This window comes from Streptomyces sp. NPDC079167 (assembly GCF_040686735.1).
Taxonomy (GTDB): Bacteria; Actinomycetota; Actinomycetes; order Streptomycetales; family Streptomycetaceae; genus Streptomyces.
The window spans coordinates 77216-103243 of sequence record NZ_JBFBLO010000021.1 but is presented as its reverse complement, the minus strand read 5'-3'; the positions used below and the strand labels follow the sequence as shown (position 1 = coordinate 103243).

At 69.8% G+C, this 26028-nt stretch carries 22 protein-coding genes and 1 tRNA gene; 5 read left to right on the top strand and 18 right to left on the bottom strand.

The window, feature by feature from the left end; translation table 11 throughout:
- Positions 1-396 precede the first annotated feature (396 nt).
- The 4 genes from AB0P41_RS31475 to AB0P41_RS31460 all read right to left on the bottom strand — a co-directional run bounded on the left by AB0P41_RS31475 (position 397) and on the right by AB0P41_RS31460 (position 4439).
- Positions 397-2178: a DEAD/DEAH box helicase gene (locus AB0P41_RS31475; protein WP_356708628.1), complete on the bottom strand. Its 1782-nt coding sequence runs from the start codon at positions 2176-2178 to the stop codon at positions 397-399.
- A 151-nt stretch (positions 2179-2329) separates the two neighbouring features.
- Entirely contained in the window at positions 2330-2719 is a 390-nt protein-coding gene (locus AB0P41_RS31470; protein WP_365935543.1) for a Fic family protein, read from the bottom strand.
- Positions 2716-2916 carry a ribbon-helix-helix protein, CopG family gene (locus AB0P41_RS31465; protein WP_129263580.1) on the bottom strand — a complete coding sequence of 67 codons (201 nt, stop codon included), beginning with the start codon at positions 2914-2916 and terminating at the stop codon, positions 2716-2718. Before AB0P41_RS31465 ends, AB0P41_RS31470 begins: the two co-directional genes overlap by 4 nt.
- A 47-nt stretch (positions 2917-2963) precedes the next feature.
- Entirely contained in the window at positions 2964-4439 is a 1476-nt protein-coding gene (locus AB0P41_RS31460; RefSeq protein WP_365935540.1) for an MFS transporter, read from the bottom strand.
- A 196-nt stretch (positions 4440-4635) separates the two neighbouring features.
- Between AB0P41_RS31460 and AB0P41_RS31455 the strand changes: the two genes are divergently transcribed.
- From AB0P41_RS31455 to AB0P41_RS31440, 4 genes are all read left to right on the top strand, one after another.
- Positions 4636-4710, top strand: a tRNA-Cys gene (locus AB0P41_RS31455).
- Positions 4711-4999: 289 nt separating this feature from the next.
- Positions 5000-5494, top strand: coding sequence for a hypothetical protein (locus tag AB0P41_RS31450; protein WP_365935539.1), 495 nt, complete (start codon positions 5000-5002; stop codon positions 5492-5494).
- Between the two features lie 37 nt (positions 5495-5531).
- Positions 5532-7832 carry a hypothetical protein gene (locus tag AB0P41_RS31445; RefSeq protein ID WP_356708638.1) on the top strand — a complete coding sequence of 767 codons (2301 nt, stop codon included), beginning with the start codon at positions 5532-5534 and terminating at the stop codon, positions 7830-7832.
- A gap of 64 nt (positions 7833-7896) precedes the next feature.
- Positions 7897-8457 (top strand): hypothetical protein, encoded by a 561-nt coding sequence (locus AB0P41_RS31440; protein ID WP_365935537.1) that lies wholly within the window; start codon positions 7897-7899, stop codon positions 8455-8457.
- A gap of 352 nt (positions 8458-8809) precedes the next feature.
- Here the strand turns inward: AB0P41_RS31440 and AB0P41_RS31435 are convergent, their stop codons facing one another.
- Complete coding sequence (locus tag AB0P41_RS31435; RefSeq protein WP_356708642.1) at positions 8810-9469, bottom strand: hypothetical protein; 660 nt, start codon at positions 9467-9469, stop codon at positions 8810-8812.
- Between the two features lie 231 nt (positions 9470-9700).
- Between AB0P41_RS31435 and AB0P41_RS31430 the strand changes: the two genes are divergently transcribed.
- Positions 9701-10300 carry a hypothetical protein gene (locus AB0P41_RS31430; protein WP_356708644.1) on the top strand — a complete coding sequence of 200 codons (600 nt, stop codon included), beginning with the start codon at positions 9701-9703 and terminating at the stop codon, positions 10298-10300.
- Between the two features lie 24 nt (positions 10301-10324).
- On the opposite strand, the gene AB0P41_RS31425 is transcribed toward AB0P41_RS31430, so the two are convergent.
- The 13 genes from AB0P41_RS31425 to AB0P41_RS31365 all read right to left on the bottom strand — a co-directional run bounded on the left by AB0P41_RS31425 (position 10325) and on the right by AB0P41_RS31365 (position 26009).
- On the bottom strand, positions 10325-10573 hold the full coding sequence (locus AB0P41_RS31425) for a DUF397 domain-containing protein (RefSeq protein WP_356708646.1): 249 nt from the start codon (positions 10571-10573) through the stop codon (positions 10325-10327).
- A 73-nt stretch (positions 10574-10646) separates the two neighbouring features.
- The gene (locus AB0P41_RS31420; protein ID WP_365935535.1) at positions 10647-11615 is read right to left on the bottom strand and encodes a MarR family transcriptional regulator; all 969 of its coding nucleotides are present in this window, start codon (positions 11613-11615) and stop codon (positions 10647-10649) included.
- Between the two features lie 403 nt (positions 11616-12018).
- Positions 12019-13194, bottom strand: coding sequence for a type VII secretion-associated serine protease mycosin (gene mycP, locus AB0P41_RS31415; RefSeq protein ID WP_365935568.1), 1176 nt, complete (start codon positions 13192-13194; stop codon positions 12019-12021).
- A 176-nt stretch (positions 13195-13370) separates the two neighbouring features.
- The gene (locus tag AB0P41_RS31410; RefSeq protein ID WP_365935534.1) at positions 13371-14786 is read right to left on the bottom strand and encodes a hypothetical protein; all 1416 of its coding nucleotides are present in this window, start codon (positions 14784-14786) and stop codon (positions 13371-13373) included.
- A 91-nt stretch (positions 14787-14877) separates the two neighbouring features.
- Complete coding sequence (locus AB0P41_RS31405) at positions 14878-15384, bottom strand: hypothetical protein (RefSeq protein WP_365935532.1); 507 nt, start codon at positions 15382-15384, stop codon at positions 14878-14880.
- Positions 15385-15494: 110 nt separating this feature from the next.
- The gene (locus tag AB0P41_RS31400) at positions 15495-17828 is read right to left on the bottom strand and encodes a xanthine dehydrogenase family protein molybdopterin-binding subunit (protein ID WP_365935530.1); all 2334 of its coding nucleotides are present in this window, start codon (positions 17826-17828) and stop codon (positions 15495-15497) included.
- 76 nt (positions 17829-17904) lie between these two features.
- Positions 17905-19506, bottom strand: coding sequence for a 2Fe-2S iron-sulfur cluster-binding protein (locus AB0P41_RS31395; protein WP_365935528.1), 1602 nt, complete (start codon positions 19504-19506; stop codon positions 17905-17907).
- The gene (locus tag AB0P41_RS31390; protein ID WP_356708660.1) at positions 19503-20399 is read right to left on the bottom strand and encodes an FAD binding domain-containing protein; all 897 of its coding nucleotides are present in this window, start codon (positions 20397-20399) and stop codon (positions 19503-19505) included. The genes AB0P41_RS31395 and AB0P41_RS31390 overlap by 4 nt, the downstream gene beginning before the upstream one ends.
- A 249-nt stretch (positions 20400-20648) precedes the next feature.
- Positions 20649-22286 (bottom strand): beta-N-acetylhexosaminidase, encoded by a 1638-nt coding sequence (locus AB0P41_RS31385; protein WP_365935526.1) that lies wholly within the window; start codon positions 22284-22286, stop codon positions 20649-20651.
- 3 nt (positions 22287-22289) lie between these two features.
- Positions 22290-23138 (bottom strand): carbohydrate ABC transporter permease, encoded by an 849-nt coding sequence (locus AB0P41_RS31380; RefSeq protein ID WP_356708664.1) that lies wholly within the window; start codon positions 23136-23138, stop codon positions 22290-22292.
- Positions 23135-24106, bottom strand: a complete 972-nt coding sequence (locus AB0P41_RS31375; RefSeq protein ID WP_356708666.1) for a sugar ABC transporter permease — start codon at positions 24104-24106, stop codon at positions 23135-23137. The genes AB0P41_RS31380 and AB0P41_RS31375 overlap by 4 nt, the downstream gene beginning before the upstream one ends.
- 2 nt (positions 24107-24108) lie before the next feature.
- Positions 24109-25413 carry an extracellular solute-binding protein gene (locus AB0P41_RS31370; RefSeq protein WP_356708668.1) on the bottom strand — a complete coding sequence of 435 codons (1305 nt, stop codon included), beginning with the start codon at positions 25411-25413 and terminating at the stop codon, positions 24109-24111.
- A 293-nt stretch (positions 25414-25706) separates the two neighbouring features.
- Positions 25707-26009 carry a DUF3039 domain-containing protein gene (locus tag AB0P41_RS31365; RefSeq protein ID WP_042837321.1) on the bottom strand — a complete coding sequence of 101 codons (303 nt, stop codon included), beginning with the start codon at positions 26007-26009 and terminating at the stop codon, positions 25707-25709.
- Between the last annotated feature and the right edge of the window lie 19 nt (positions 26010-26028).

Sequence of the window (26028 nt, the reverse complement as noted above, 5' to 3'; positions counted from 1 at the left end):
ACTGCCACGGGGCGTTCATGTTTCGGGGACATTAGCGAGAGGGTCCGCTCAGCGGAAGCCCTCGTCCAGAATCCGGTCTCCCTCCGGAGCCGCATGGCATAACCGCCGGTCAGCGGCGGACCGTCCGGAACGCGAACATCTACGCGCGTCCAAGTCGGGTGACACCGCGGCAACGCTGCGTACATGACCCGTGAACGATTGTTAACTCACCGTGAAACAAGTGCCGAAAATATTCCCCACCACGGGCGCGTGTGGCACCCTCACGCGCCCTCGGGGCACGGCGCGCGCCCCGCGCGAACGGTTCTGCGCGAACGGCCTGCGGATCGGTCCGCATTACGCCGAGGCCCCGGTGCGCGCGGATCACTCCACCCACGCACCGGGGCCGCCAGGAAAAGCTCACCGCATCCGGGTGGCCCACTCCTGGACCTTCTTGATCCGGTCCTGGATCTGCCCGGCCGTCGCCTCAGCGCTGGGCGGGCCGCCGCAGACCCTGCGCAGCTCGGTGTGGATCACCCCGTGCGGCTTGCCGCTCTGGTGGGTGTAGGCCGACACCATCGTGTTGAGCTGCTTGCGCAGTTCCAGCAGCTTCTTGTGCGTGACCACGGGGCGGTTCTCGGCCGCCTTCTCCAGCAGGTCCGCCTCCTCCGCCGGCTTCTGCCGGCTGTGCGCGATCTGCCGGGTCTGCCGCTTCTGGAGGAGCAGTTGTACCTGGTCGGGTTCGAGGAGGCCGGGGATGCCCAGGTAGTCCTGCTCCTCCTCGCTGCCCGGGTGCGCCTGCATGCCGAATTCCGCGCCGTCGTACAGCACCCGGTCGAAGACCGCGTCGGACTCCAGTGCCTCGAAGGGCAGCTGCTCCTCGGTCTCCTCGTCCTCGAGCTTCTCCGCGTCAGCGAGGAGCTGGTCCTCCTCGGCGAACGGGTTCTCCTCGTCGCTGCCCTTCTTGGGCTTGTCGAGCACGTGGTCCCGCTCGACCTCCATCTCGTTCGCGAAGTCGAGGAGCATCGGAATGGTCGGCACGAAGACCGAAGCCGTCTCGCCACGGCGCCGCGAGCGTACGAAACGGCCTACGGCCTGGGCGAAGAAGAGCGGCGTCGAGATGGTCGTGGCGTACACACCGACCGCGAGGCGCGGGACGTCGACGCCCTCCGACACCATGCGCACCGCGACCATCCAGCGCGATTCGTCCTGGCTGAACCTGTCGATCTTCTTCGACGCCGCCTTCTCGTCGGAGAGGACCACGGTCGGGGACTCGCCCGTCACCTTCTTCAGGATCTTGGCGTACGCGCGCGCCGACTCCTGGTCCGTCGCGATGACGAGCCCGCCGGCGTCCGGAATCCCCTTGCGCACCTCGGTGAGCCGCTTGTCGGCGGCGGACAGCACGTTGGGAATCCACTCGCCGGTGGGCGCGAGCGCGGTGCGCCAGGCCTGCCCGATGGCGTCCTTGGTCATCGGCTCGCCGAGCCGGGCGGCGATCTCGTCACCGGCCTTGGTGCGCCAGCGCATGTTGCCGCTGTAGCTGAGGAAGATCACGGGGCGGACGACACCGTCGGCGAGGGCGTTGCCGTAGCCGTAGGTGTAGTCGGCCGAGGAGCGGCGGATGCCGTCGTTGCCCTCCTCGTACGCGACGAAGGGGATCGGGTTGGTGTCGGACCGGAACGGCGTACCGGTGAGCGCGAGCCGCCGCGTGGCCGGGTCGAACGCCTCCTGGCAGGCCTCGCCCCAGGACTTCGAGTCCCCGGCGTGGTGGATCTCGTCGAGGATCACGAGCGTCTTGCGCTGCTCGCACCGGTTGCGGTGCAGCATGGGGCGCACGCCGACACCGGCGTACGTGATCGCGACCCCGTGGTACTCCTTGCTCACGGGACCGGCGCTGTACTCCGGGTCGAGCTTGATGCCTATACGGGCGGCAGCCTCCGCCCACTGCTTCTTGAGGTGCTCGGTGGGTGCCACCACGGTGATCTGCTGCACCACGTGGTGGTGAAGCAGCCATGAGGCGAGGGTCAGCGCGAAGGTGGTCTTCCCGGCGCCGGGCGTCGCGACCGCGAGGAAGTCGCGCGGCTGTTCCTGGATGTACCTGTCCATCGCACCCTGCTGCCAGGCTCGCAGCTTGCCGGCCGTACCCCAGGGGGCGCGGCCGGGAAAGGCGGGTGAGAGGTGGTGGGAGGCGGTAGTAGTCACGGTCTCCGGTTCGGGTCTCTCGGGTACGTGGGGCGCTGTCCGACGGGGCCGCAGCCGGCCCGTACGCGATACGACAACCGGGCCACCCTACCGGCGGCGGGAACGGAACCTTCCCCGGACGGCGCCGCCCCGGAGCAGAATGCGACGGCTCTCACACCTCGACGACGACCAGCTCCCGCAGCCCTCGGGCGATGACCTTCACCTCGTCCAACTCGCCGGTCGCCACCGCGATGACCAGGCGCTCCGCCGCATCGATGTCGGGGCGCAGGTCCACTCCGTTCATCGCCAGGAACGAGACACAGGACAGCCATGCCGTCCGCTTGTTGCCGTCGAAAAGCGGACGGTTGATCGCAAGGGACTGGAGGAGCGCAGCGGCCTTGTCGATCACGTCCGGATACGCCTCCTCGCCGAACATGGCGGCGGACGGACGGTGTGCTGCGGACTCCAGGAGTCCCACGTCCCGCACGACGACCTGCATGTCGGAGCAGGCATATCCGGCGATGACAAGGATGTCCTCGGAGGAGAGATACACGCAGGTCACTTGAGCCGGTCCATTAGCTCGCCCCACTTGGCAGCCTGCTCCTTGGCGGTCTTACGGACGATCGCCTCCTGCGCTGTCCGAGCGAGGTAGTCGTCCACAGCTTTGAGCAGTATCGCGTGCATGCTGGTGCCTTCCTGCTCGGCCCGCTGCTTGAGTGCCTCGGTCTGGTCGTCGCGGAGGCGCAGGTTCATAGCCATACCAAAACGGTACCACTGCATGGGGCCAAACTGGTACTATCCGGGCGCTACCGCGGCTGCGTTCGCCCCGCGACCCACACCCCCACCAGCGCCACCGCCGCCATCGGCAGGAACACCACCGTGAACGCCCCGGGGTGCGCCGTGGCCGTACCGCTCCCCACGGCCCCGTGCGCGGCCGCGCCCACCGAGCCGCCACCGAGCGCCGCGAAGGCGGCGCCGCCTGCGGCGAGCAGCAGCGCGTTGGACAGCCCGTCCGAGATCTGGAGGGCGGCCGAGTTGGCGCCCGCCTCCTGCGGGGCCGACAGCTTCAGCAGCAGCACGCTCGTCGACGCGATCACCATGCCCATGCCGAAGCATCCGACGCCCCAGACGACGGCCAGGGTCCACACCGGCACGGCCTCGATCAGCACGCTGGGTGCCGCGAGGATCGACAGCGTCACGAGCACCATGCCCAGCACCATCAGCGGCCCCCGGTGGGGCTCCAGCCGGGGCCGGGCCAGGACGTACGAGCCGAGCGCCCAGGTCAGGCCGCCGGCGGCCAGGGAGAGGCCCGCCAGCGTCGGGGAGAGCCCGCGCTGGGTCACGAGCATCAGCGGGACGAAGGACTCCGCGACGATGAACGAGCCGGCAGATATCCCCCGCAGCAGGATCACGGCGGGCAGCCCCCGCGCGGCCCGTACGGTGCCCCGGGGCAGCAGCCCGCGCACGGCGGGGACGAGAAGCGCGGCACCGGCCAGCGCCGGGACGAGGGAGGCCCACCGCAGCTCCTGCCCCGCGTACTGGAGCAGCCCGGCGCCCGCCGAGATCCCGAGTGCGAGCCGGATGCGGCGCCGGTCGAAGGGCTCCGCGGCTGCCTCCGCGTCGGTGGCCCCTCCCGCCATCCGCCGGATCGCGGGCAGCGCGAGGCCCAGCGGCAGGAGGATGAGGACCGGGATGCCGACGAAGACCCAGCGCCACCCCAGGTGCTCGGTCACGGTCCCCGAGGCGAGCGGGCCGACGACGGACGGGACGATCCAGGCCGCCGAGAAGCCCGCCATGATGCCCGGCCGGATCCGCTCCGGGTAGGCCCGCCCGATCACGACGTACAGCGCCACGATGACGAGCCCGCCGCCGATGCCCTGGACGGCGCGTCCCAGGATGAACGTCCACATGTTCGCCGCGGTCCCGGAGAGCAGCAGCCCGGCCCCGAATGCCCCGATCCCGGTGGCGAGCGGGGCGAGGGGCCCGCGCCGGTCGGCCCACTGCCCGGAGAGCACCATGGCGAAGAGGCTGGTGGTGAAGTACGCGGAGAAGGCGAACGCGTAGAGCGGGATGCCGTGCAGCTCCCGGGCGGCGACCGGCATCGCCGTGCCCACGGCGGTCGCCTCGAAGGCGATGAGCAGGACGACGGAGACGATGCCGATGCTGAGTGCCCGGTAGGTCCGCCCGAGAACACCTTCCGCCGGTTCGGCGACCTCCACCGGCTCGGAGGTCTCGACTATGGCGGCGGTAACCTCGGCGTCACTGGGATCCAGGGCAGTCATGCGCTCCAGAGTAAGGGCCACCACACCCGGTGACCCCTGTCGGTGGGCGGTACCCGACTGGTCCCTTCGTCGTACGACCGCCACGTCACCGGACCGCGAACGTGAACGCGGTATGGCAGTCGTGTTGCGGCCCTCCCGGAGCCCTTGGCCCGGTCCCGGCGGGCCCGTACGGTCGACAGCAGATCAAGAAACGCACGGCCGTGTGCCCGAGAGGCTCAGGGGCTCGACTGCAACTCGAGTTACACCGGTTCGAATCCGGTCACGGCCTCCACGCGGGAGAACCCGAAAGGGAACGGCCGCCCCCATGGCGCGGGGGCGGCCGTTCCTGCGTATGTCGGCCGCTACGCCGGGACCTGGAAGAGATAAACCGGTATTAGTACGGATACAACAAGACATTCAGACCGTGCGGCTCCTGGACCTCCACGAGATGCGCACAACCGCTGCTCAAGGATTCGAACTCCTCCCCATGTGAACATCTTGGCGAGTTGCTAGCTTGGCCTGAAGCCGACACGTCCACCGGGCGCGACGGTCCAGGACAGGTAGGCGGGGGAAGGATTGCCATGGCATGGGACGAGTGGGAGCAGCTGAAGGCGGACGCCGCCGATAGGCATTCGACCGGGATGCAGTTGAACCAGCTCGACCCCGGGGGCGGCGGCTCCATGACTCTGCCCTCGCAGACGGGCGATCTCAAGGTTGGCCACAGCGATCTGACCAAAATCGGCAGCCAGGCGCACGGCCTCTACGACGACCTCTGGAACAAGGCCCGGGTGGCCGTCCCCAGCAGCGACAAGGCCGCCGGTGACCTGAGCGGTCAGGGCTTCGCGTTGGGCGGCGGACTCAAACACGTGTCGACCCGGTGGGAAGAGCAGCTGAAGTCACTCATGGACGCGTGCGCCCATATCTCCAACCACATGCAGGTCACCAAGAAGGTGCACGCCGGTGACGAGCATTACATCCATCGTCAGGTGAGCAGCATCGAGACCCTGGATGCCGGATTCGACGAGCGGGTCGGCGAGCCGGGCAAGAAGAACCCGGCGTACGAGCCGAAGAAGTAGCAGCGCGACCACAGACGTACAGGAGAAACGACAACCCATGGATCTCGACGCGCTGCGCTTCGCCAACTTCACTACGCTCGACGAAGCCGTCTCCGACTGGGGCCTGCTCGTACGGCACCTTGTAGAGCTGGAGAGGCAGGCCAAGGACGGGCTGCACACGGCCGCCAACAAGGCCGACTGGGCCGGCATGAACGCCCAGGTCACCAAGGAGTTCGTCGGCAAGACCGCCGGCGAGTTCAAGGATGCCCACACGCAGGCCAACACCATTCACAAGATCCTCAGCGACACCCGGGACGAGCTGCGGCAGCACAAAAAGGATCTTGAGGGCGCCATCACTCGCGGGCAGAAGAAGAATCTGACCGTCACCAGCACCGGTGACGGCGGTTTCACCGTCACCATGAACATCCACCCGGACCGGGCCGCGAAGGGTACCTCCGTTCCGGAGCACAGCCAGAGCGATGTCACCGCGCTGCGCGACGAGGTGCAGGGGATCCTCAAGAAGGCCTCGGAGAGCGACAATTCCGCGAGCAAGGTGCTGATCGCGATCGCTGATCAGGCCAAGATGGGCTTCTCGGACGCCAACTACAAGGACCGCGACTCCGCGGCAGAGGCCGTCCAAGCGGCGGAGGACCTCGCCAAGATCGCGGCGAAGAACCCCAAGGACCTCACCGCCGCCGAGTTCGACAAGATCAACAATGGTCTGGAGAAGTACAAGGACGACCCGCTGTTCGCCGAACGGTTCGCCACGGAGCTCGGCCCCAAGAAGACCCTCGAGCTCTGGCAGGGCATCAACGACCCCGCCGTGAACCCGCGCCTGGGCCACGAACGGCTCGACAAGTTCGATGACCTCCAGCGCAATCTCGGTCTGACGCTCGCCACCGCCACGCAGAGCGACTCCGCCGGCATGACGAGCTGGAAGGGCGACATGATCAAGATCGGCGACGAGCCCATCGGCCGGAACGGCGGTGGTCCCATGGGCTTCCAGGTCATGAGCAACCTGATGCGGACCGGCGACTACGACGACCAGTTCCTCAAGAGCTACGGCACCAAGCTCATGGAGAAGGAGCGCGAGCTCACCGGCAACGGCGAGCACGCCAACATGGCATGGCAACACATGGGCCCGGACCCGTATCTCAACCGGATCGGTGACGACAGCGGCGACGACCCGCTGACCGGTTACCTCAAGGGCTTGTCCAACAGCCCGGACGCGGCGACCGACTTCTTCAACGAGGGGTTCGTCTCCAAGGAGGACTCCCCCTTCGAGCGCGACACGGACGGCAACGGCAAGAACGGGAAGGTCCCGCTCTCCAACTTCCAATACCTGTTCGAGGAGCGGGAGTGGCCGCAGGAGACCAACCTCAAGAACGAGGACGACAACACCGGACGCAACAATCTCGCCCTCGCCCTGGAGGCTGCCACGACAGGGCACCCGGCGGGCGAGTTGCCGACGGCGGACACTCCCGCCCACAACGAGGGACAGACCAAGCTCTTCGAGTCCATCGTGTCCTCCGTCGCGGACGACAACGAACGGCTCACGAAGCACAGTTACATGTCTGACAGCATCGGACAGATCACCTCGGAGTACCTGCCGGACATCAACCGGGCCATGACTGACGACCAGGACGAGGACACGAACAAGCTGTTCCCCGTCGCCGGCAGCTCGGCCACGCTCAACCACCGCGACGTAAATGCCCTGTTGGTGACCGTCGGCCAGAACCCCGAGGGGTACGCGGCTGTGGAGGTGGCCAACAAGGCATACATGGCGAACCTCATGGACTACCACATGAACCCGGACCTGCCGGCCGACGAGCGTTACTCGAACGACACGCAGTTCGCCATCGAGCAGATCGCCCACGGCTCGGGCGAAGTGTCCGGCACGCTGGCCATCGGCCGCCAGGAGGCGGTCGCGGGGCCCGCCGACGAAGCCGACAAGGCGTTCGACCAGTCCGTGGGACAGTGGAAGAACGCCATCTCCGGGGGTATCGGCACAGGTATCGGCGTCGGTACGTCGTTCATCGCGAGCCCGGTCGGCGGCGCAGTAGCCGGCGGCGTGGCGTCGACGGCGAGCAGCATGGTCCTTGAAGCCTTCTTCCAGGACGCCGAGGGCCATGCCAAGGACGACGCGGGCGCCGTCATGGGAGAGAAGTGGGAGAGCGGCCTCGACCAGAACGCGGGGTACACCGAGACAGCCGTGGAGAACGCTGCGAAGGCGCACAACCGTGACGACCTGATGGATGACAGTATCGACGAGAAGGCGCGCGCGGCAGCCCAGGAGGGATTCCGGGCCGCGGGTACGAACACCGACTTCATGTCCCCGCACTTGAAGACTGACATCTGATCGACCGTCCGGGAACGGCGCCCGTCGCGTCGTTCCCCTCCGAACCGAGAAAGGCTTTCTCGCGTTGTCTGCCCGTGGATCTCTCCGGCGCCACCGATTCATCGGTGCGGCTGTCTCCTTGTCGGCCACCGTCGCCCTCGCCTCCGCCCTGTCGGCGTGCTCCGGCGACGACCCGCCCAACAAGGCGTACACCGTGCCCACGTCGCTGTGCGGGATCCCCGTGGATCCCGCGCTGGTAAAGGCCGCGCTGCCCGGCGGTGACTCCCTCTCTTCAGCCACCGAGAAGCCGAACGGGGGAACGATCCGCTGCAACTTGTCCGTGGACGGCAAGGAGGCCCTGAACCTCGTCCAGGCCTGGTGGGGGGAGGGCGACAACGCGGCGGGGGTCTCGGAGGGATACGCCGACACGGACAAGGGGACGTTGTCGGAAGACGAACGCTTCGTCTACACCGGGAAGGCCGGCGTCGGCAAGACCGGCCCTTCCTGCAAGTCGTCGGAACATCCGGAGCAGGACCTCTACACGGTGGTCCAGACCCGCGACTCGGGCGTCGACGACCAGGACGCCATCAAGGATCTGATCACCGACTACACCAAGGCGGTCGAAGGGTCTGCCGCCTGTCGGTGACCTTGACGCACGGCGAGGGCCGGCTCCTCGCCGGGGCCGACGTGTCGTAGTCGACACGACGTACCCATCGGAGCCAACGAGGGAGTCCCCTGCCCGACGTTTTCGGCAGGGCAGAGGGGCTTTCTCCATGTGGAGCCGGGTGCACCGTGAGATGTGGCCCGCCGCCCAGCCCACACCGGAGTGGGGCCCCGCCACCGCCGTCAGCCGGTGCCGCCACGGCCTGCAGGAACACGGAGCAACCGGTGACGCGCCCGCCAGGCTTTGTGGGCTCCCATGTCGTCGCGATACTTGGCCGGCATCCCTCCGCCCGTCCCCATGGCGCAGGGACGGCCGTCTCTGCGTGCGTCAGCGGCTACACCGGGTGCAGCGACGGCTGCGCTTCCAGTCCTCCGCCGTCCTCACAGCCCATCTCACTGGCCATGGCCAAGGAGAACGAATGGGCGACGGTCGCATAGGCGTCCTTCAGCGCCTCGGCGTCGCCGTCGGGTTCACCTGGCAACGCCTCGTTCCAGACTTCGATCTCGACATGCGCCGGCGCGACACCTGGCAGTTCCCCGCCCCGACAGGCGAAGGTGACGAACGCGCGGTCTGGTGCTGTACCGGCCTGCTCCCCCATCTCCAGTGCGGTGTACTTCGACGCCGGGGCGCCCGTCGGGGCACTGCCGGACAGCCGCCAGGTGATCCGCAGACTGTCACCGGGTACACCGACGGGGACGTAGACGCGGCAGACATCCCCGCGCCCTGTGACGGAGGACGTGAACCGGTCCTTCAGGTCCTTAGCAGCACCGGCGACTGTGTAGTCGTCGCTCGACGCTTCGAACCTCGAGGAACCGGTGATCACCTTCAGAGCCTTGCCTGCCCGGGCGGACACCGCAGCACCTCCACACAGCCGCTCGGGTGCCACGGACTGCTCCCAGGCCTCTTCGGCCCGGCTCTTTTCGCCCTCACCGCAGCCGACGGCACCGGCCAGGAGCGACACGGCCATCGCCAGGCCGACGGTTGCCCTACGCATGGGAACACCTCAGGAACATCAGTTTCTCTTTCTGCCGCCGGTGGTTCAGCCCGCAAGGCTGCGGAACCACCGGACAACCGCTCCGGACGCAGCGTCTACTTCGGAGTGAGCACGGGAGCCCTCGGCCTGCTTACCGTATCGGTTTCGTCCTGACCGGCGCCGATCGGACGAGATTTTCGGGCTCAACCGCGATCCGAGTCGCGCCGGTTCGGGCGAGTAGCATCTGGCCCCTTGTCCGGGCGCGAAGTCAGCGCGATCACGGGGGACTCCTGCATGGTTGTCATCGTCTTCTTGTTCGTCATAGCCGCCGCGTTCCTCGCCGTGGCGTTGGTCGGCCCGTACCGGCTGTACTGGCGGGCCCGGCCGCACGCCGCGAGACAGCCGTCGGACGGGGCTCTGGCCGTGGGGCGGATTGCCGCGTTCGGGGTCGCCGGGGTCTTCGCCTTCGGTGGCTGCCAGGTCCAGAGCAGCATCGACAAGGGCTCCTGGAACACGGACGAGGTACGGAAGGCGGCCGAGGACGCGGCCGAGACCATGGCCGGCGAAACGCAGATCCGCCGCGATCCGACGGATGGCTACGCCTCACTGATCAAGGCGGACGTCATGAGGGCGGGCGAGGGCCAGGGGCCCATGTACCGCGTCTCCGTGGAGCGCGCCGGAGCCGGGCATGATTACGAGATCTCCGGGGGCGGCGCAAGCACCACCGTCTGCATGCACGTCACGGAGGAAAAGTCCTCGGAGGGCGGAGTCTTCGTCCCGGGTGCGGACGGCAGCAGCAACTCCATCCCTGAGTACGATCTGACCACCACCGTCGACGACGGCGCCTGCTGAGAATCCAGCGGCTCCCAGACGCGGTCAGTCCGTGACGGCACCCGCCACGAATGCGGTCCAGGCGGCGGGGGTGACAGCGAAGGTGGGGCCGTCGGTGACCTTGGAGTCGCGGACGTGGACGGTGTGGGGGCCGGCGGCCACCTCTACGCATGCCTCGCCCTCGTTGTTGCTGTAGCTCGACTTGTGCCAGTCGTAGGCGACTTCGAGGCAGGCCTCGCCCTCGTTACCGCTGTAGCTGGACTTGAACCAGGTCAGTCGGGGTCCGTCGCTCACAGTTGCCTCACCTTCGTCTCGATGACCTCCGCGGACTTCCAGGGATTGAGTGCCTGCGCCCGCAGGATGCCGATCAGGGAGTGCGCATCAGGTTACGGAGGCCGGCGACGAGGGCTGAAACGTCGCGTTCGACCTCGGCCGGGGCTGCGGCCCCTGACGATTCCGCCGACGGGTGCGCGGTCGTACAGGGGCGGCAGAGGCCGTCCGGGAGTGCTTCGGCCGGGCCGGGGCGGCCGCATTCGGTGCACTCGACCAGGAGTCCGCACGCAGGACGAGCGGCAGGCGGTCCCTGCGTCGGTGTGGGCAGGTGGGGCGGCATCTTGTCGGTGAGGCGGCGGCGTACCAGGCCTACGGGTGAACCGACGCGTTCGGGGAGCCCGGCGGTGAGTGCCCAGGTCAGGTGGTCGGTGCTGACGCCTCGCGCGAACCATGCGGCGGCGAGCGGCTCCAGCGCGGCGCAGTCGGCGGCGGAGAGCGCCAGGCGCGGCTCGCTGCGGCCGATTTCGGCGAGGGCGAGGTAGGCGGGGGACGGGGCCGCGGCAGCTGTGGGCGCGTTCACTGCGGGTCGCCCCACTGTGCGCTGCTGGGGTACGGCCACCGGCTCGGCGGAGGGCACGGGTGCCTGCTCCGGGGCGGCGTCCGGATCGCCTGCGAGCCTGGCGGTCCACCACTCGTTGTCATGGGCGGTACGGGACCAGTAGGTGAGCGTCACCCACCGGCACTGCCCGGCCCCTTCGACCCGGCAGCGCACACGGCGCAGGTGCCCGGCCACGGAGAGGGCGCGCAGGGCGGTGCCGATGGCCATCTGGCCGTACAGCGGCAGGTCCTTGGCCAGCGACTTGATGTCCATGGCCGCGCCGTCGGGCAGGTGGTCGACATACGCGGCGACGTAGCGTTCACGCTCGGGGAGGAGGGCGAAGGCGCTTGCGTTGGATGGGCCTTGAGCCGGGATCGTTTGCTTGCCGTAGCCGGTGTAGGCCCTGCGGTACGGGCGCGAGGCTGCGGGGGCGGGCGGGGCGGAGCTAGGGTGCTGGATAGCCACGAGATCGTCTTTCTTGGGTATCGATCTTGGGTCAGACCCCGGCCGGTGCTGCTAACACCGTGTCGGGGTCGTCTCGTTGTGGGCACCGTAAGCAGCCGCGACTCTCCGCCGCAACTCGATCACAATTAGTCATACTTGCTGGCCGTGACGGGGTGGGAGGGAGGGGAGGTTTCCCCAAAAACCCTTACTTACCCCCCGGATGAACAACACGTCTCGAACCCCGGCCCTCGCGTCTCAACCCTCGAAGCCCGAAGCTCAAGCGTCGACCCCGCAGGCATCGCCCAACCCCCGAACGAGTGATGGGGCCACACACGGCGCTCGAACCCCGAGTCTCATGACCCGAGCGCCGGGCCACCATCCGGTCGCCGTCCTGGTGCGCGGCGGTCGGGCAACCCGTGCAAACTCAGGCGGCGGGCCCTTGGCCCGGCGGCCCCCCGTACGGCCCGCCGGGCGGGGGGCCGTACTGCGGATACGGGGGCTGGTACGGCTGCGGGGCAGTGGGGGCCGCGGTCCGGCGGCGGGAGCGGACGACCAGGGCGGTCGCAGCGACTCCGATGAGGGCCGCCGCGCCGATGCCCAGGCCGATCCAGAGACCGGCGTTGCCACCGTCGTCGGTGGCGGGTGCTGCGGCGGCCGGCTCGTCGCTCTTTTCGGAACCGCCCGTGGGCTTGGACGGCCGGGCGGAGGGCTCCGGGGAATCGGCCGCTGCGAGATCCGGGAGCGGGTACTCGTCGGCGGGGCCCGGGTCGCCGGGCGTCTGCAGGGCGATACGAGGCCGGACGATGCCGTAACCGATGTCGTCCACACGCTCCTCGCCGGTCGTGGGGCCACCGGCCGTGTTCAGCAGCACTCGAAGGACCTGGTTGTTGGTCCAGTCCGGGTGCTTGGACCAGATGAGTGCGGCGGAGGCGGAAGCGAGGGCGGTGGCATCACTGGTGCCGTGCGAGGTGCAGAGGCCTGTCTCGCTCTTACAGGCGTGGATCATCTCCTCGCCCGGCGCGGAGAGGTCTACCTGGGGCCCGAACTGGGATTCCTCTGTCCTCTGCAGGTTCTTTCCGATGGCCGCCACGCCCACGGCCCCGGGAGTTGCTCCGGGGTACTTGACGCTGTTGGTGCTCTTGGCGTCGTTACCTACTGCCGCAAAGACCAATGAGCCCTTGCTGAGCGCGTACTTCACGGAGTCCGACAACTGCTGTGAGCCCTCGCTCGTGCCCAGCGAGATGTTGATGACCTTGGCGCCCTTGTCGGCGGCATACCGGATGGCCGCAGGAACCTTCGCGTTGAACTGTTCAATGTCTTCCGCAAGGTTGGCAGCCTTGTCGGGAACCCGGACAGGAAGAATCTTCACACCGGGTGCCAGGCCGAACGCACCGTCTCCGCTGCGGCTGTCGCCTGTTCCCGCGATCAGGCCAGCCATGCCCGTGCCATGGCCGTCGTAGTCAGAGTGCTCATCGCCGGCTTCGTCCGGAGCGAAGTCCTTCCCGTCGAGCACCTGTCCTTGCAGATCAGGGACTGACGTATCGACCCCTGTATCGATCAGCGCAACAGTGACGCCGCTCCCTGTGCTGCTCCGCCACATCCCCTCGGCCTTCATCGCTGTCAGGTGCCACTGATCCGAACGGACCGACTCCGCTTGGGCAGTCCCTCCTGTGGCAGCCACCAGCAGTGCTCCGAGCGCCGCCGAAACAATGCCCCTTGTCCCGACCCTGTGCACACCGCTGGCGAGCATTCGCGTCCCTATCCGAAGTCGTTCCATCAGTCGATAACGGGCGGCGTTGCGCGACGTCCGTCCTGCTTCCACGTCTCTTCGTCTTCGATCAAGTAGTCCGGACGCTCACCGCCCTCATCATGGCGCAGGTCTCCAGGCCGACGGCTTGACGGTGCACGCAATCCACCTGCCGTCTGTCCGGCAGCACGCCCGTTTTCGTTGCTCCGGACAAGGCCTGACCCACCAGGCGTGAAGGGACGCTCGCCTGAACGCCCCACGTGCTGGGGCCGGCCACCGACGATTCCGCTGGTCCCACCAGCCGGTGGCCGTACGCCCAAGGCCCTGCTCCGGGCGGCGCCCCCGCCACTCACCCCGCCATGCCCCATGGGGCCCCGCGCCTGCGTTCCCTCACCGCCGACGACGGTTCCGCCGGGAAGCCCTCGGCCGGTGGGCTGTGCTACCGGCCGACCACCGGTGATGCCGGCATCACGAGGTGTGCGGCTTGCCGAGTTCGAACCGGGCACGCCCTGGCCAGGCAGCGACGGTGGGCGAACGCTCAGCCCTGCGCCCTCACCCCTGCCGAAGGGTCCTGGCCTTGTCCGTGCGCCACCGCCGAACGCGGGCGGCACGGCGAGCCCGGCGGGCAGACCACCGTCCGGCCTACCCGTAACCGGCGGCCCCGGCTGTGGCGCCGAGGGCGTGGGTGACGACTGCGGCAGAGTCGCCGTGCTGTTGACTTCCATACTCGCCGGAGTTCCCAGGTCGGGCGGCACGCGAACCGCTGATGAGCCAGAAGCGCCTTGGCTTCCTGAACCCGTTGCCTGTGAGGACTGGGAGTGCGCAGTCCCCTCGCGGATCGCGCCTTCGCCCTCTGCGGCTCCCAAGTCGCCGGTTGATGTGCCGTAAGTCTCGGAGCCGCCGTAGCCAACTGCTCGTTCCGGCACGATCGCCCCCGGCGGCGGCGGAAACACAGGCTTCTCCAGCCCGTCCAGCTGCGACGCCGACAACGCGTACGACTGCGCCAGCTTCCGCATCTCCGCCGCAGCCTCCTGGCGGTTCGCCTCCTTCGCGGCGAGCAGCGTCTCAGCCGACTTCTGCGCCACCGCGGACGCGTCCGGGTCGTTCCGCGCCGCCCGTGCCGCATCCAGATTCGCCTGCGCTCCAGCATGCGTACGCGGGATGGCCACCTGGGCCGAGGCAAGCGAGTCCGAAGCCTGGGCCAGCCACTTCGACGCGCCCTCGCTGTAGTCGCCCAGCCGCAGCGTCGCGTTGGCCAGGTCCGCGCTCCAGGTGCGGAACGCGTCCGCGCCCTCGCCCTTCCACTCGACCGTCTGAGGGCGACCCTTGAGCTCATTCGCGACCGTGCGAATCTCCTTCGCCGCGCTCAGCAGCCGGTCCGAGGCACCCTGGATCGCCCCGCTGTTGGCCATGTCCAGCCAGGCCAGCATGGTCTCGTGGGTCATGCTGTCAAAGGGGGTGCCCTGTCCTGCTTCCCCGTGGTCCATCCCTAGCCCCCGCCCATCCGGCGTGCTGTTCCCGTGCACGTCGGCGTCATCAGATCGATCCGGTGGTCGGCTCCGGCTTGGGCACGTCCGGGGGCCCCTGCCCGTTTCGCTGCCCCGTCGGGTCGTACTTCCCGCCGTAGTGATTCTCCACCCCGTCACTGATCGCGAGCATCCGCCGACGCAGGTCCTCGTCGATGTTCGCGTAGCCGTTGTGCGAGGCGAGCACCGCGATGCTCATGCCCTCGATGCAGTCCGAGAGCAGCTTGGACAGCGTCTCCAGCTCCGTGATCACCGTCCGGTACGACGTGAACAGCGAGGCGGCCTCGGCCCACCGGTTGTCGCCGCCGCCGAACTGCCGACGGGACATGGGGTCCTCGGCCAGTTTCCCGGGCCCCGCAGGGGACTCCTTCAGGTCGCGCAGAAGTTCGTCTATGCGGGCACGGAACTTCGTGAACGACGTGAGCTCCGTCGCCAGGGACGCCGCTGCGATGCCCGCTCCGGCGAACCCCGGCATCGGCACCGCCACCGGTCCCGCTCCGCCCTCACTCGGCAGCACAGCACCCTCCCCCGGATACAGCCGACTACAGCTACCGAGTCACTGTAACCACCACCGGTGACACACCGTGCCCCAGGTTGCACGGGCGGTGCGTAACCCCGTCCGAAGCGTTACGACTTGGGGGAGGCCACCGCCGCCTGCGGCCGGATCGGGAGGCGGTTGACCGGGCGGCCCGTGGCCGCCCGGACCGCCGAGGCCACCGCTGCCGGGGACGTCACCACCGGGGCCGCCGAGGCCGGCTTGGCGCCGAACGGGGCCACCACGTCGCGTTCCTCGATCAGTTTCACGATGTGGATGTCCGGTGCGTCCAGGGCCGTCGGGAGTGCGTACCCGGTGAGGTCCGGGTGGCGGATCACGCCGCGGGCGGTGCGGAGGTTCTCCGTGAGGGCCGCGCCGATTCCCTGGGTGACGCCCGCCTCGATGCGGGTCGCCAGCTGCGACGGGTTGAGGATCCGGCCGACGTCCTGGGCGACCGCCATCTCGACCACCCGGACCGAGCCGAGCTCGATGTCGACGTCGACCACCGCGCGGACCGCACAGAACGCCAGGCCCACGAACGCGTCGCCCTGGCCGGACTCGTCCAGGGGCTCGGTGGGGTGGGGGCGGCACTGGGCGGTGGCCCAGAGTTCCTTGCCCTCCATCGCCTCGCTGACCGTCGTGGACAGCACACCGTCGTACGAGGTGATCTTGCCGTCGGCGATCTGCAGGAGCTCCGTGGACATCCCGAACTTGTGTGCCAGCGGCTGGAGGAGCTGCGTACGGACCATCTTGGCGGCCCGTTCGATCGCGCCACCCGAGACCCAGGTGTGGCGGCCGTGCGTCGCCGGTCCGGCGGGGGGCTGGTCGGTGTCCACCGCCGCCACGTGGACCTCTTCGACGCCCAGGGTCTCCTGGACGATCTGGCGGGCGAGCGTGGTGAAGCCCTGGCCGGTCTCGACAGCCGCGCAGATGACCGTGGCGACCCCGTCATGGACGCGCACCGTGGCCGTGGAGACCTCGTCGGCGCCCTCGGCTCCGAGCATGTGGACCATGCCCAGGGCGTAGCCGACACCTCTGCGTACGGCTCCGGGTTCGCCGGCGCCCTCCGGGCCTCCCGGGAGCAGCCAGTCGTCCTCCGGCGTGTCCTTGGGAAGCGCGGGGAGCGGGAAGTCGCGGAGCGCGCCGAGGAGTTCCGCGACGGGTGCGGGGCAGGTCACGGTCTGGCTGGTGGGCAGGATGTCGCCCGTGGACAGGGCGTTGCGCAGCCGGAGTGCGACCGGGTCGATGCCCAGCTTCGCCGCCAGCTTGTCCATCTGGCCCTCGTACGCCGCGCACACCTGCATCGCGCCCTCGCCCCGCACATGCCCGGAGGGCGGGTTGTTCGTGCGGACCGCCCAGCCCTCGATGAAGGCGTGCGGGACGACGTACGGACCGCAGGCGAAGGCCACGGCGGCGGCCAGCGACTCGGACGAGGAGTCGGCGTACGCGCCCGCGTCGAGGAGGATCTGTGCCTCGACCTTGACCAGCCGGCCCTCGGCGTCCGCGTGGTGGCGGTAGCGCAGCAGGGTGGGGTGGCGGTGGGCGTGCCCGAGGAAGGATTCCTCGCGGGTGGCGGCCAGCTTGACGGGGCAGCCGGTGCGCAGGGCGAGCAGGCCCAGCGGGATCTGGAAACCGGGGTCCTCGCGGTCGCCGGTCGCTCCGGGGACGCCGGTCACGACGACCTTGACCCGCTCGGGGTCCAGGCCGAAGCAGGCGGCGGCCAGATCGCGGTCGGTGTGCGGGTCGGTGGAGGCCGTGTAGAGCTCTACGCCGCCGTCGGGGCGGGGCACGGCGAGGCCGGCCTCGGCGCCGATCGGGGCGGGGTCCTGACGGCCGATGCGGTACAGGCCCTCGACGATGACATCGCCCACGGTGTCCGGGTCGCCGTAACGCAGCGGGATGTGGCGGATGAGGTTGCCGTCGGGGTGGAGGGGCTCGGCGGTGAAGGCCTTCTCGGGGTCGGTGACGGGTTCGAGGACCTCGTACTCGACGGTGATCGCGGCGGCGGCCAGCCGGGCGGTGTCGGGGTGGTCCGCGGCGACGGCGGCGATCGCCTCGCCGTGGTGGCGTACGAGTTCGGAGGCGAACACGGGGCGGTCGACGACCCGGCGGCCGTACGAACCGTCCCCGGGGATGTCCTCGTGCGTGACGACCGCGCGCACCCCTGGCATGCCGGCGGCCGCCGCCGTGTCGATCGAGACGATGCGCGCGTGCGGGTGCGGGGAACGCAGCACCGCGGCCCACAGCAGCCCCTCGGCCCACAGGTCGGCCGCGTAGGGGAAGGTGCCCTCCGTCTTGGCGCGGGCGTCGGCGGGCGGCAGCGAGGCGCCCAGTCCGAGCGCGGGTGTCTCCTGGGCCGGGTCGGGGCCGTCGGACGGCGGTGTGGTGTGCGTGGTGCTGGTCGCGGTGGCTGCGTCGCTGGTCACGCCGCCTCCTTGTCGTTCGCTCCGCTGCGGCGGCTGGTGGTGGGGATGACCGGTGGTGCGGGAGACGGCGCGGTGTTCACCGGACGTCTCCCTCGTGTGCCTGGACGCTGCCCGCGCCGGGGGCGGCCTGGTGAGGGATGCGCGGTTCGGCGTCGTCCGGAGCGGTCGCCGCCGCGTCCGCGGTCGCCTCCCGGCCGGCGACGACGTCGCGTACGGCGTCGAGCACGCCCCGGTAGCCGGAGCACCGGCAGAGGTTGCCGCACAGGGCCTGACGGGTCTCCAGCTCGCTGGGGGCGTGGTTGCCCTCCAGGAGGTCGTGGACGGTCATGGCCATCCCGGGGATGCAGAATCCGCACTGGACGGCCCCGCACTCGGCCAGGGCCCGCTGGACGTCGGAGGGTTCGCCGTCGACCGCGAGCCCTTCGACGGTACGGACCTCGCTGCCGGCGGTGGTGGCGGCGGGAACCAGGCAGGAGGCCACGAGGCGGCCGTCGACCTGGACGTTGCAGGCACCGCACTCGCCCTGCGAGCAGCCGTCCTTGGCTCCCGCGAGGCCGAGGCGCTCCCGGAGCACGTACAGCAGTGATTCGCCGATCCAGGCGTCGCTGACGGGGCGGTCCACGCCGTTCACATGGAGGACGTACGAGGCCGCGGGGTGCTCGCTGGGGCCCGCCGGGGGGGCCGGGTCGGCGTGCTGCTCCGTGGGCACGGGGCCGTGTTCGAGGGCGGGTTCGAGGGTGGGTTCGGGGGTGGGTCCGACGACGGGCACGGCTCCGGGCGCCTCGGCTCCGGGCGCCTCGGCCCCGGGTACCTCGGTTCCGGGTACCTCGGCCTCGGGCGCCTCGGTTCCGGGTGCCTCCGCCACGGATTCCGGGGCGTCGGCGGTGGGCGCCGGGGCCTCCAGGGGCGCCTCCGGCTCGCCTGCCGCCTCCGCGACCGCCTCGGGGCCCGCGAGGGGCTCCTCCGCGGTCTCCTCCGTCTGCGGCGCGTCCTCCGGGGTCTCCGCGGCCTCCGAGGGCCCGGCCGGGGCCTCCTCCGGGGCGGCCTCGGGACCGGCGGCCGGTGGCTGCGTCGCCCACGGGGCGGGCGCGCCGCCGGGCAGCGTGGCCGGGGGCGGGTCGGCGTACCACTGGGAGGCCATCGCCGAGGAGGCGAACTCGCCGGACTCCTCCGGGAGGTCGCCGCTCGCCACCGGGATCGTCCACTCGCCGGTGTGGCCGGCGGGTTCGGGGGCCGGTTCCGGCCCGGGCTCCGCGGGGACGGCCTCGGTGAAATTCCACTGGGCCGTCGTGGACGACGTCTGCACGTACTGCGACGTGTCCGGGTACGGCTGCCGGTACGGGTCCTGCTGCTGGTTCGGGTCGGGCCAGTGCACCGCCTCCGGTGCGGGCTCCGCGTCCGGCGAGTGGCCGGCCGCCCGCTCCTGCTGGCTCTGCGTCTGCACGACCCAGCTGCCGGTCGCCGCGGGGTCGAGGCCGGCCGCCGGGGTCAGCGGAAGGATCATCGGTGGGACGTAGCCCTGCCCGGGGGCGGCCAGCGGGTCGCTCGTCAGGCCGGCGAGGTCCTCCGGGTCCAGGTGGACGAAGGCGGTCGCCTCGGCGTCGTACTCACCGCTCTGCGGTGTCGGCTGCCAGCCGGCGTACGGGTCGGGCTGCTCGGGGTTCTCTTCATTGCTCACGACAGTGCCCTCCCCAGTGCGCGTCGGGCGAGCGCGGCGACCGTGCGCCGCAGGTGCAGGACGGCGGGCGACAGCGGAGGTGCCTCTCCCCCGTCGTCCGGTGGAGCCTGGTCGGGGATGCAGGCCGCCGCGACGTACTCGCCGAAGGCGGCCAGCGCGTCGGGGGCCAGACCGCGTTCGCCGTCCCAGTCGATCAGGGAGGCGATCCAGCGTTCGGCCTCGAGCGGCCGCAGGGGCATCGGGGCGATCGCGCCGACGGCGCAGCGCACCCCGCGTCGCGCCGGGTCCAGGACGACCGCCACGGAGGCGGTGGCGCGGCCGGGACCGGTGCGGCCGGTCGCCTTGAGGAAGACCTGGGGGGCGTGCAGCAGGGGCACGCGGACGAAGCCGATCAGCTCGGCGGGCTGGAGCATCTCGCGGCCCGCCAGCAGGTGCGAGACGGGGATCTCACGGCGGGAGCCCCCGGGGCCCGCGATGACCAGCTCGGCCTCCAGGGCGGCCAGTGCCGGCAGGGCGTCGCCGGTCGGCGCCGCGCTGGCGATGTTCCCGCCGAGCGTCCCGGCGTTACGGATCTGGGGCGGGCCGGCGGCGCGCGAGGAGGCGGCCAGCGCGGGGATGAGGGCGGCGAAGTCGGGCCGCCCCATGCGCGCGTGGGTGAGCCCGGCGCCGAGCAGGGCGTGGCCGTCCTGGTAGTGCCAGCCGCGCAGCTCGCTGATCCGGCCGAGGCCGACCAGCCCGGAGGGCCGCAGGAGGCCCTTGTTGACGGCCGACATGAGGTCCGTGCCCCCGGCGACGGGGACGGCGGCAGGCATGGCGCCGAGAGCCGCCACGGCCTCGTCGAGCGAGGCCGGGAGCGTCACCGACTGCATCGCCTGCGGTGCGTGCGTGGTCAACCCAGCTGCCCCTTCCCGGTGTCCCGGCAGTCCCGCCTGTCCGCCGTACGGTACGTGCTCACGGCCGGGACGTGGCAACTCTGGCACATCTTCCGGGCTGTCCGACGCGAGGGTCCACCAAGGGTGTTTCCACCCACGACCAGGGGAAAAGTCACCTTTGGCAGCCCTTCTGCCCGTCGCACGAATTGACACTCTTCAGCGGGTTCGTACGACTTATTCGGTTCCCCTGGCCGTCGGACGGGGCGGTGGTCACACGGTCGGGGGCGGTCCCTCGATCGGGCGACCCAGGACGCCGGGCCGGCGTTGCCACGGGTGCGGGCCGGCCGGGGGCCGGTAGGCGACACCCAGGGCGTCGAGCCGTGCGTAGTGCGTGGTCATCCGGCGTTCGAAGCCGGCGAAGTCCCGCTCGTCCGGGGCCGGGAGCCGTGACCAGGCGACCTCGGCGAAGGCGGCGAGTCTCGGGAAGACCTGGTAGTCGACGCGGTCGCGGTTCTGCATGACCTCGGTCCAGACGTTGGCCTGGGTGCCCATGACGTGCCGGGCCGCCTCCTCGGAGAGGGCCGGGGGCACGGGCTCGAAGCGGTAGACGTCCTCCAGGGTGCGGATGTACCCGATGGGCATCGGCTCGTCGGGGCCGCCGTCCTGACGGTAGTCCAGGTACACCTGCTGCACGGGGCACATCACGACGTCGTGCCCGGCCTCGGCGGCGGTGATCCCGCCCGCGTAGCCCCGCCAGGACGTCACGGCCGCGCCCTCGGCGAGTCCGCCCTCCAGGATCTCGTCCCAGCCGATGAGGCGGCGGCCCCTGGCGGTGAGCCAGCGGTCGAAGTGGCGGATGAACCAGGACTGGAGCTCGTCCTCGTCGGCCAGGCCGGCCTCGGCCATGCGGGCCTGTGCCGTGGGCGACGCCTTCCACTGGTCCTTGGGGCATTCGTCGCCCCCGACATGGATGAAGGGCGAGGTCTCCGCGGGGAACAGGTCGAGCAGTTCCTCGAAGACGCCCTCGAAGAAGCGCAGGGTGTTGTCAGTGGGGGCGAGTACGTTCGGATTGACTCCCCAGGTGTCCCACACGGAAAGCGCGGAGGTATCGATGACATCGGTGTTGCCCAGTTCCGGATACGCGCTGATCGCCGCCTGCGAGTGGCCCGGGATGTCGATCTCGGGGACGACCCGGATATGCCGCTCGGCGGCGTACGCGACGATTTCGCGGATGTCGTCCTGGGTGTAGTAACCGCCGTGCGGGGTCTCGTCCCACAGTTCGGATGCGCGGTGGCCGTATTTGGTGCGTGCGCGCCAGGCGCCCGCTTCCGTGAGCCGGGGGTGGCGCTTGATCTCGACGCGCCAGCCCTGGTCGTCGGTGAGGTGGAAGTGGAAGACGTTCAGTTTGTGGGCGGCCAGCAGATCGAGCATGCGCAGCACGCCGTCCTTGGGCATGAAGTGGCGTGCCACGTCGAGCATCAGCCCGCGCCAGCCGAAGCGGGGGCCGTCCTCGATCTCCGTGACGGGGATGCTCCTGCTCGCGCCCGGGCCGGCCGGCGCGCGGCGGAACGCCTCGGGGCCGAGGAGCTGACGCAGGGTCTGCGCTCCCCAGAACACTCCGGCCGCGCTCCCGCCGGTGATTCGTACGCCGTCGGCGGGCGTCACGGACAGCCGGTAGCCCTCGGGCTCCAGGTTGGCGTCGATCCGCAGGCCGACGGTGTTGCCGCCCTGGTCGGCCGGGGTGCGCGGGGCCAGCGGCAGACCGAAGGCGGACCCGAGGGTGGTGCGCAGCCAGCGTTCCGTGCCCTCGGTCCCGGGGCCGGCGTCAAGGGTCGTGGCCCCGTCGAGGAGGAACGCGCCGCTGTCGTCTCCACCGGTGCGCACCGGCGCGGGGATCAGGTGGTTCATGTGTCAGTCCTTCACCGCTCCGCCGAGTCCGGAGACCAGGCGGCGCTGTACGAGGACGAAGAAGACCAGTACGGGAATGGTCATCACCGTCGAGGCCGCCATGATCCCTCCCCAGTCGTTCTCGTCGGGTTTGAAGAAGACCAGCAGCGCCATGGGAAGCGTCGACTGGGAGGTGTCGCTGATGATGAACGATTTCGCGAAGAGGAAGTCGTTCCAGGTCGAGATGAACGAGAAGACGCTGGTCGCCACGAGGCCGGGAAAGACGAGCGGGAAGAGGATCTGCCACAGGAAACGGCTGCGGCTCGCCCCGTCGATGTAGGCGGCCTCCTCCAGCGCGTCGGGGACGGCCTTGACGAAGCCTCGCAGCATCCAAATGGCGAACGGCAGCGAGAAGGCGAGGTGCGGCAGGATCAGTGATCCCAGGGTGTTGAGCTGGCCGAAGTCCCGCATCAGGAAGAACAGCGGGATGGTCAGCGCCTCGACCGGCACCATCTGCGCCACGAGGAACATGATGAGCAGCGTCGTGCGGAACTTGAAGCGGAACCGGGTCACCGCCGTCGCGGCGAGGAAGGCGATCAGCGCGGACGCGATGACGACGGTGCCGGCGACGATCAGGCTGTTGAGGAAGTAACGGCCGAATTCCTGCTGTTCGAAGACCCGGCGGAACGAGTCGAGGGACGGGGACAGGGTCCAGGGGCGGGGCTCGGTGGACTGGACCTCGCCCGCCGGCTTGAAGGCGGAGAGCACCATCCAGTAGAGCGGGAAGGCGACCACGACGGCGATGACGAGGGCCGCGGCCTCCGCCGCGAGCCTTCCGGGCCGACGGACGCGCAGCAGCGTGCGTGCGCTCACAGTTCCTCCCCCTGGCGCCGCATCAGGCGCAGATAGACCAGCGTCACGGCCAGCAGGATCACGAGCATCACGACGCCGATCGCCGATCCGAGGCTGTACTGCGAGGAGGCGAACGCCTTCTGGTAGGCGTACACGTTGAGCACCAGGTTCTGGCCGGCGATGCCGCCGCCGTTGGTCATGACGTAGATCTGGGTGAAGACCTTGAAGTCCCAGATGACCGACTGGATGGTGACGACGATCAGGATCGGGCGCAGCATCGGAGCCATGACGGACCGCCAGATCCGCCACTGCGAGGCGCCGTCCAGCGAGGCCGCCTCCAGCACTTCGGCGGGGATGGCCCGGATGCCCGCGTACACGGTCACCATCACGAACGGGAACGAGCACCAGAGCACTTCCAGGAGCACCAGCGCGAAGGCGCTGTAGCGCCCGTACGTCCAGGAGAAGTCGCCGAGCCCCAGCACCTTGTTGACCGGGCCGAAGTCCGGGTCGAAGAGGAAGACCCAGACGGTCGAGCCGGTGATGGCCGGCGTCGCCCAGGCCCCCAGCGCGGCCATCATGAGCGCCAGCCGGGGCAGGGCGCGGATCCTGGTCAGCAGGACGGCCAGGGCGCAGCCGACGAACAGGGTGGCGAGCACGCAGGCCGCGGCGAAGACCACGGTCGAGAGGAGCACCTGCCAGAACTGGCTGTCGCCGAAGAGGGTGGCGTAGTTGCCGAACCCCTGGAAGGTGGTCGGTGCGCCTCCGCTGACCTGGGCCTGGGTGTACTCCAGGAAGGAGATCAGGCCCAGCTGGTAGATCGGGTAGACGAGGAGTCCGCCGAGCAGGACGAGCGCCGGGAGCAGATAGAGCCAGGGGGTCCAGCCGGAGCGCCGTGCCGGTGACGCCGGGCGACGCCGGGGCGTGCGGGACGGCGTCCCGCTCGCCCCGGACACGGAGGGGACCTTGGGCGGTGCGGTGTAGGCGGTCATCGTCAGCCCGCTTCGGCGAACGCCGCGTCCATCTTCTTCGCCGCGTCGTCCGAGGCGGCGGCCACGTCCTTACGGCCGCTGACGATCTCCTGGAACATGGTCGGCAGGACCAGCGAGGCGTCGATCTGGCCCCAGGCCGGGGACGCCGGGACGAACTTCGCGCCCGCGCCGAGTGTGTCGACGAAGGGGCCGACGAAGGGCTCCTTCTCCGCGGCGGTGTCCAGCACGTCCGTGTACGTCGGCAGGAAGCCCATGGCGTCGAACATCTTCGCCTGCGTCTTCTTGCCGGTCAGGGACTTCATCAGGTCGACCGCGAGGGTGCGGTGCGAACTGCTCTTGAGTACGCCGATGTTGTTGCCTCCGGCGAACGCCGGGGCGATCGAGTCCTTCTTCGCGCCGGGGAGCGGCACGACGGCGTACTTGCCCTTCACCTTGCCCGCCTCGACCGCGGCGTGGCTGAAGTCGCCGCCGATCGCCATGGCCGCCTTGCCGGACGCGAAGGCGGTCACGGTCGCGTTGCCGCCCATGGCCGCGCACTTGGCGGCCGGGCAGTTGTCGTCGCCGAAGAGCGAGGTGTAGGCCTCGATGCCCTTCCGGGCCTTCGCGCTGTTGATGGCGGACCGGTAGGTCACCCCGGTCTCCTCGGCCAGCTCGCCGCCCTGGGCCCAGATGAAGGGCATGGCGCCGTAGGTGTACGCGCCGCCGACCGCGAGGCCGTACAGGTCCGGCTTCTCCTGGTGGATCTTCCTGGCCGTGGAGATCAGCTCGTCCTGGGTCTTCGGAGGCTTCATGCCGAGTTCCTCGAAGACATCGGTGCGGTAGTACAGCGCCCGTACGCCGACGAAGAGCGGCGCGCCGTAGACCTGGCCGTTCACCGTCACGGACTGCTTGGCGGTGGGGTCGGTGTCCTTGGCGTCGTCCCAGGCGGCGAACTCCTTGCTGATGTCGGCCAGTCCGCCGTCCTTCACGTATCCGGCGGTGTCGGTGTTGCCGTACTCGATGAGGTCGGGGGCGCTCTTCGGGTCGTTGAAGGCGGCCTTGATGCGCTGGGCGCGGGTGTCGACGGGGATGTACTCGACCTCGACCTCGGCCCCTTCGTGGGACTTCTCGAAGTCGGCGACGGCGGCGTCGACGACCTTCTCCTTGGGCTTGTTGCCGACCTCCTGGAAGAGCCAGACGCGGAGCGTCCCGGACTTCTCGTCCCCCTCCGCGCCGGTCTCGGAGGTCCCCGGCGCGCAGGCGGTGAGGGTGAGGCCGGCCAGCACAAGTGCCGTGGCCGGAGCGGCGATTCGAGCAGAAAGCTTCATCCGGGACCCCTACCGGTCAATCGTTGCATTCCATGCAACGTGCGTTTCGTTCTGCACAACTCGCAGGAGACTAAGGGCGCCCCAGCACGCCGACAAGTGGTCTCAACCACTCTGTGACCTCGTGGTGCAGCCCGTGCAACGCGAACCCACGCTCCCGCCGCCCCGAGGACGGACGTGCACGGGCCCCCGGCACGCGAACGGCCCCCGGGACGCGCGTCTCCGCGCATCCCGGGGGCCGGGGCCAGGTTCCGGAAAGAGGTAAAAGAGCTAAGAGGTCATAAGGGCCGGGCGGTCTACTTCTTGCCGCTGTTGTCCTTGCCGCCCTTGCCCTTGTCCTTGTCGCCACCGGCGCCCATGGACTCGTAGATCTCCTTGCACATGGGACAGACCGGATACTTCTTCGGGTCGCGTCCGGGAACCCAGACCTTCCCGCACAGCGCCACCACGGGAGTGCCCTCCAGGGCGCTCGCCATGATCTTGTCCTTCTGGACGTAATGGGCGTAGCGCTCGTGGTCACCGTCGCCGTTCGACACCTGCGGCGTCGGCTCTACGAGGGTCCCCGTACCTGCCCCACGCTCGGGCTCAAGAGTGCTCATAACTGCCAAGCGTACTGAA